6 protein-coding genes are annotated in these 5698 nt (G+C 63.7%); all 6 read right to left on the bottom strand.

Annotation, left to right across the window (positions count from 1 at the left end; genetic code table 11):
• Positions 1–269, bottom strand: a 269-nt coding sequence (locus Q4C89_RS13645) for an NUDIX domain-containing protein (protein WP_303103170.1), incomplete at its 3' end; no start/stop codon positions are given.
• Between the two features lie 11 nt (positions 270–280).
• On the bottom strand, positions 281–1315 hold the full coding sequence (gene argF, locus Q4C89_RS13640) for an ornithine carbamoyltransferase (RefSeq protein ID WP_303103169.1): 1035 nt from the start codon (positions 1313–1315) through the stop codon (positions 281–283).
• Between the two features lie 148 nt (positions 1316–1463).
• Positions 1464–2621 carry a trypsin-like serine protease gene (locus tag Q4C89_RS13630; RefSeq protein ID WP_368493241.1) on the bottom strand — a complete coding sequence of 386 codons (1158 nt, stop codon included), beginning with the start codon at positions 2619–2621 and terminating at the stop codon, positions 1464–1466.
• 273 nt (positions 2622–2894) lie between these two features.
• Positions 2895–3593 carry a PIG-L deacetylase family protein gene (locus Q4C89_RS13625; protein ID WP_303103168.1) on the bottom strand — a complete coding sequence of 233 codons (699 nt, stop codon included), beginning with the start codon at positions 3591–3593 and terminating at the stop codon, positions 2895–2897.
• Positions 3594–3638: 45 nt separating this feature from the next.
• Positions 3639–4103, bottom strand: coding sequence for a hypothetical protein (locus Q4C89_RS13620; RefSeq protein ID WP_303103167.1), 465 nt, complete (start codon positions 4101–4103; stop codon positions 3639–3641).
• Between the two features lie 102 nt (positions 4104–4205).
• Entirely contained in the window at positions 4206–5456 is a 1251-nt protein-coding gene (gene odhB, locus Q4C89_RS13615; protein ID WP_303103166.1) for a 2-oxoglutarate dehydrogenase complex dihydrolipoyllysine-residue succinyltransferase, read from the bottom strand.
• Between the last annotated feature and the right edge of the window lie 242 nt (positions 5457–5698).

The following is a 5698-nucleotide window of genomic DNA, read 5'->3' as shown; positions in this document are numbered from 1 at the left end:
TTCAGGCCCACTTCCTCGGCAGTTTCGCGGGCGAAGGCTTGCAGGTAGCTCTCGCCGCTCTGCACGGCCCCGCCCACACTCACGTCCAGCGCGTTCGGGTACAGGCTTTTGCTCGGGCTGCGGCGCGGTATCCACAGTTCGCCGCGACGGTTGCGGATAAAGGCGTTCACCACCCGCACGTCGCGCCAGCGCAGGGCCGGGTCAGCGCGGGAAATCTGGCCCACCACTTCGTCGCGTTCATTCACGAGGTCGAGCCGTTCGGGAAGCACGCCCGATTCTTTCACCACCTCGGCTTCATCGCGCCCATGACGTGGTAGAGCAGTGCCTTTTGCGCGTGCAGGCGGTTTTCGGCCTGGTCGAAGACGCGGCTCTTGGGGTGCTCGGTGGCTTCGGGCACGGTTTCCTCGCCGTAGTGGGCGGGCAGGCAGTGCAGGAAAATGCCGTCTGGGGCAATGGTGTCCAGCATCCCCGGCGTCACCTGATAGCCCCTAAAAGCCCGGCGGCGAATATCGGCCTCGGCTTCCTGGCCCATCGAAATCCACACATCGGTGTACAGCACGTCCGCGCCCTGCACGGCGGCGAGGTCGTTGGTCAGGTTGATGGTCACGCCCGCCTTGACCGCGTCCATCAGCACGCCCGCGTTCGGTTCGTAGCCCACGGGCGTCACCACCGTCACGTCGGTTCCGGTCAGGATGCCCATGTGAATGTGGCTGTTGGCGAGGTTGTTGCCGTCCCCGATGTAGACCACCCGCTTGCCCGCCAGATTCTGGCCGAATTCTTCCTCGATGGTCTGGTAGTCGGCCAGCAGTTGCGCCGGATGCAGCATGTCGCTCAGGCCGTTGATGACTGGAATGCTGGCGTGCTGCGCGAGTTCCACCAGTGTTTGCTGCAGGTAGACGCGGCCCATGACACCGTCCACCCAGCGTTCCAGGTTGCGGGCCACGTCCGAGACACGCTCGCGGGTGCCCAGGCCGATTTCCTGATTGCTGAGGGTAATGGCGTGCCCGCCGAGTTGGTACATGCCCACGTCGAAGGTGGTGCGCGTTCGCAGACTGGCCTTTTCAAACACCAGTGCCAGCGACAGGCCCGAGAGTGGCTTGACCTCGCGCCACTCGCCCGCCTTCATGCTGTGGGCGGTGTCCAGCACCACGCGCAGTTCGGCGGGCGTCATGTCCAGATTGCTCAGAAAGTCGCGCCCTGCCAGAACGGGCCGGGGCAGGGTTTCGGCGGTGTGCAGCTGAAGTTGGGGCTTTTTGGAGCGGCCCCCGGTGGTCGCTGGGGCAGATTTCTTACTTGAACGGACAGCCTTCGTCATGGCAAAAGTATACGTCGGCCTTTGTCGGAAAGGCGTCTGAATCCCCTGGAGCAACTCAATTTAATTCACGGATCTGCATAAACTTGCACAAGTCTCAAGAGGAAAAACCCCCACCGCGAACGGCAGGGGCGTGCAAGCGGATTGGCTCTTACTTGGTTTCGGTCAGCGAGTAGCTGCCGGAGCCGGAGTAGGCGTAGATGGCCCAGCGGTAGGTGCCACTCGTCGCGTTGTAGGAAATGCTCTCGGTGCTGCCGCTGTTTTCGCTGGCGGCGACGTCGGCCCAGGTGCCGGTGCTGGTCTTCTTCTGGAGGTAGAGGTCAAAGTCGGTGGTGCTGGAGGCGCTCAGGTTGCCCCGGATGGTGCCGCCCGCGTAGGAGAATCCGGTGCTGCCGGGCTGGTAGCTGTCGTAGCCCTGGCTGACCGAGCCGCTGTAGGTGCGGGTCGTGCCCGTGGTCGGCGCGGTGCTGCTGTCGGGCGTAATCCCGCTGACCTGCTGAATCCAGTTCAGGTAGCCGTTGACGCGGGTGTAAATCCCGTTGCCCGTGCAGGCCGTGGGGCCGTAGCTCACGATGCCCAGCACGTAGAAGCTGCCGTTGTAGGTCTGGGCCAGGGGGCCACCGCTGTCGCCGTTGCAGGAGTCCTTGCCCTGGTAGTACTCGCCGCAGATGGTGTTGGCCGGGGCGCTGCTGCCGCCACAGCTCACGGGGTTGGGCGTAATCGGAAGGCTGACTTCACGCAGCACATCGCTGGGGCTGCCGTTGCCCTGGGTCAGTCCCCAGCCCGACACGACGGCGAATTTGCCCTTCACGTCCAGAATGCTCTCGATGGCGTTGCTGGGCAGCTTGGCTGGTGCGGCGTAGGGGTTGTTGACGGCGGTGCTGAGCTTGAGCAGGGCGATGTCGTAGCCCCTGGAAACACCGCCGTAGCTGGGGTGGACGTAGACGTTGCTCACGCCGACAATCTGGCCCTGGGTGGGGTCGCTGAGTTTGTTGACCCCGGCGCGGATACGAATACTGGAAGCGGAGGAGCCCTGAACGCAGTGCGCCGCCGTCAGCACCCAGTTGTTGGCGATCAGGCTGCCGCCGCAGTACTGCGAACCCTGCGGCGTGGTCATGGCGACCTGATACGGACGGGCGCCGCGTGCGCTGATGGTGCCGCCGACAATCTGACCGCTCAGGGTGTTCTGCTTGCCGGAGCTGGCATGGACGCCGGGTTCGGTACTGGCCTGAATCTGGGGGGCCGACTGTGTCCCGCAGGCACTCAGCAGGGCGGCGGTGACGGCGAACAGGGGCAGAACTTTACGCATAGCGGCTCCTTTGGAAACAGGAAAGGTGAGGGTCTATGAGAAACGCATGAAAAAGCCGTATCAGCCGGGAGAAGGTAGAAGATGTCGTCTGAGACGTCTCCTTCTGGAAACCCCTCGGTACTCGCTCAAAACCATCTCCGACTTGCGCGGAAATTTAGCATGCGTCTTCAGAAGCTCTTGTGAATATTCTCACCTATTGCCTGGGAGGTTTGGACAGCTGGCTCACAGGATTGGACAGGTGGGCTTAGAGGTGGGCTGTCTCAGGACCTCCCTTCAGCCCTCAGGGTTTGCTCCGACTTCGTAGAACGTTTCGCTGGTGATGCGCTCCGGGTACTTGCGAATAAAGTCCACTGTCGAGAGGGCCTGCGAGCGGTGACAGGCAATGGCCTGAAGCTTGCGGGTCACGAAGGCGGACACGTCACGCTCGATGTTGGGCGGCAACCACTCGGCGCGGAGCTGCTCGTTTTCGGGCGCAGTGGCGCTGGCGTAGTACCACAGCACCGGGCGCTCTGCCGGGGGCAAGCTGTCCCAGGCGGCTTTGACGGCGCGGTGGGTGGTGACATGGTCAGGGTGGCCGTTGCTGCCGTTGGGCGGGAAGGTCAGCACGATTTCGGGCCGCAGCCGCTCCATCGCTTCGCGGGCCGTTTCGACCAGTTCCTCAAACGGATGGTCTTTCAGGTACTTGTCGGGAAACTGGTGCTGCTCATGCAGACTCCCCGGCGTGGTCGTCAGGCCGATGACCTCCAGGCAGGCGGCCAGTTCGACCTCGCGCATCCGCATCAGTTCGTCGGGGCCGTTGCACAGGCCCAGGGTGCGCCCCGCCTCTCCCCGGGTCAGCGTCACCAGCCCGCAGGACTCGCCCGCCGCGATGTATTCCATCAGGGTTCCGGCGGCTCCGTACACCTCGTCGTCGGGGTGGGGAACGATCAGCAGGAGTTTCAGGCCCGGTGTGGCAGTCATGCCTGGCAGCATAGGCCAACCGCTTCTGACCCGCGTTCCGCTGTTTAACTCCCCGGCTTACCCTGTCCGCAATTGCCACACCCGAAAGGCACAGACCGCCAGCAGGGCACCCAGCGGCAGCGGCACGTCGCCCAGATCCAGCCGGAAATCCATGCCCTCGCTGACGCCCCCGAAGCGGCCCCGGACTTCTCCGGCGTAGTGCCGCAGTTTGACGTCCTGCCCCGCCGTGAACGACCCGTAGCGCCCCTCCGCTCCGTCCTGACCGAAGCTCAGCCGTGCGTCTACCCCTTCGGTATAGCTGCCCAGCCGCACGACGAGACTGCGGTCTTCAATGTGTGCCGCCAGGTCGAAGCCCTGTGTGTAGCCGCCCACGCGCCCGGCAATGCCGCCCTGTCCCGCCGTGATAAGAACGTCCTGTCCATCGACATAACCGCCGATATGTCCGCGAAAAGCCTGCCCGTCCCACTCGCCGCTCAGGTCCAGTCCAGCGGTCACGCCGCCCAGTCGCCCCTGCAAACTCATGGTCGCAGGGTAGCTCTGGTGGTCTCACAGGCCCCTGACGCGGCAAAAAGAAAGCGACCAGCCCGCTCGGGGCCAGCCGCCTGTCTGACAGCTTGAAACGGATTAGAGGTCGAGCAGCATGCGGGCCGGGTCTTCCAGCAGGTTCTTGATGGTGACCAGGAACTGCACGGCTTCCTTGCCGTCGATGATGCGGTGGTCGTAGCTCAGCGCGAGGTACATCATCGGGGCAATCACGACCTGACCGTTCTGGGCAATCGGGCGCTCAATGATGTTGTGCATGCCCAAGATGGCGCTCTGGGGCGCGTTGATGATGGGGGTGCTCATCATGGAGCCGAAGGTGCCGCCGTTGGTGATCGAGAAGGTGCCGCCCGCCATGTCTTCCATGGTCAGCTTGCCGCTGCGGGCCTTGTCGGCGTACCCGGCGATGGCCTTTTCGATGTCTGCGAGGCTCATCTGGTCGGTGTCACGCAGAATCGGCACGACCAGACCGCGCTCGGAGGCCACGGCGATACCGATGTCGTAGAAGCCGTGGTAGATGATGTCCTTGCCGTCCACGCTGGCGTTGATGACGGGGAAGGCTTTCAGGGCTTCGGTGGCGGCCCGCACGAACAGGCTCATGAAACCGAGCTTGACGCCGTGCTTCTTCACGAACTGGTCCTGGTACTTCTTGCGCAGGTCCATGGAGGGCTGCATGTTCACTTCGTTGAAGGTGGTCAGCAGCGCGGCGGTGTTCTGCACTTCCTTCAGGCGCTCGGCAATGCGCGAGCGGATGCGGGTCATGGGCACACGCTCTTCAGGACGCACGCCAGCGGGCAGAGCGACTGCCGGAGCAGGCTTCGCGGCGGCCTGAGGTGCCGGTGCGCTGGCAGGTGCAGAAGCGCCCATGGCGTCCGCTTTGGTGATGTTGCCCTTAGGTCCGGTGGCCGGAATCTGCGAGACGTCCAGGCCTTTTTCCTCGACGATCTTGCGGACGGCGGGCGAGAGGTCTTCGCGCCGCTCCCCGGTGGGCTGGGTGCCGGTGCTGTCAGGCTGCTGCGCCGTGCCACCTGCCGAGGTTTCGGTCGCCACCGGGCCAGCGGCCACGTCGGTGGTGTTCGCCGGAGCATCGGTTGCGGCTGCGCCTTCGCCCATCACACCCAGCACTTCCTCGCTCAGCACCGTGTCACCTTCGTTTTTGGCGACGCTCTGCAGCACGCCGTCTTGCTGGGCGGTGACTTCCAGCACGACCTTGTCGGTCTCGATTTCAGCCAGCACTTCACCACGCTTGACTGCTTCGCCAGGTTTCTTATGCCAGGTCAGCAACGTGCCTTCGCTGACCGATTCGGAAAAAACAGGAACTTTGATGTCGGCCATATCCTCCTGATTGTAGCCCCCCGGCGGGCGGATGGCACCTGTCCCGCTGCTTGCCTTTACTGCAATGGCGCAGGCCAAGAGGAGATAAAGGCGTCGCTTGGGTGGCGCAGGTCGGCATCACCGTAAAAATCCCGTCCTAGACGTCATCTGCCAAGTCACCCCGAAGAACGAGCAACAAGTCAACGCGAGGGGGTTGACAGATTTCCAGGGTGCGGGTACTATTTCTGAGCCTCGAACGAGGC

Origin of the sequence: Deinococcus sp. (genome assembly GCF_030523985.1) — a bacterium.
Classification (GTDB): domain Bacteria; phylum Deinococcota; class Deinococci; order Deinococcales; family Deinococcaceae; genus Deinococcus.
The sequence above is the reverse complement of the archived record's forward strand: the minus strand, read 5'-3'. Positions and strand labels throughout refer to the sequence as shown.

Excerpts from the sequence above, each read along its gene's own strand:
- odhB (WP_303103166.1), bottom strand. The coding sequence starts at position 5,456 with ATGGCCGACATCAAAGTTCCTGTTTTTTCCGAATCGGTCAGCGAAGGC.
- Q4C89_RS13630 (WP_368493241.1), bottom strand. The coding sequence starts at position 2,621 with ATGCGTAAAGTTCTGCCCCTGTTCGCCGTCACCGCCGCCCTGCTGAGT.
- argF (WP_303103169.1), bottom strand. The coding sequence starts at position 1,315 with ATGACGAAGGCTGTCCGTTCAAGTAAGAAATCTGCCCCAGCGACCACC.
- Q4C89_RS13620 (WP_303103167.1), bottom strand. The coding sequence starts at position 4,103 with ATGAGTTTGCAGGGGCGACTGGGCGGCGTGACCGCTGGACTGGACCTG.
- Q4C89_RS13625 (WP_303103168.1), bottom strand. The coding sequence starts at position 3,593 with ATGCTGCCAGGCATGACTGCCACACCGGGCCTGAAACTCCTGCTGATC.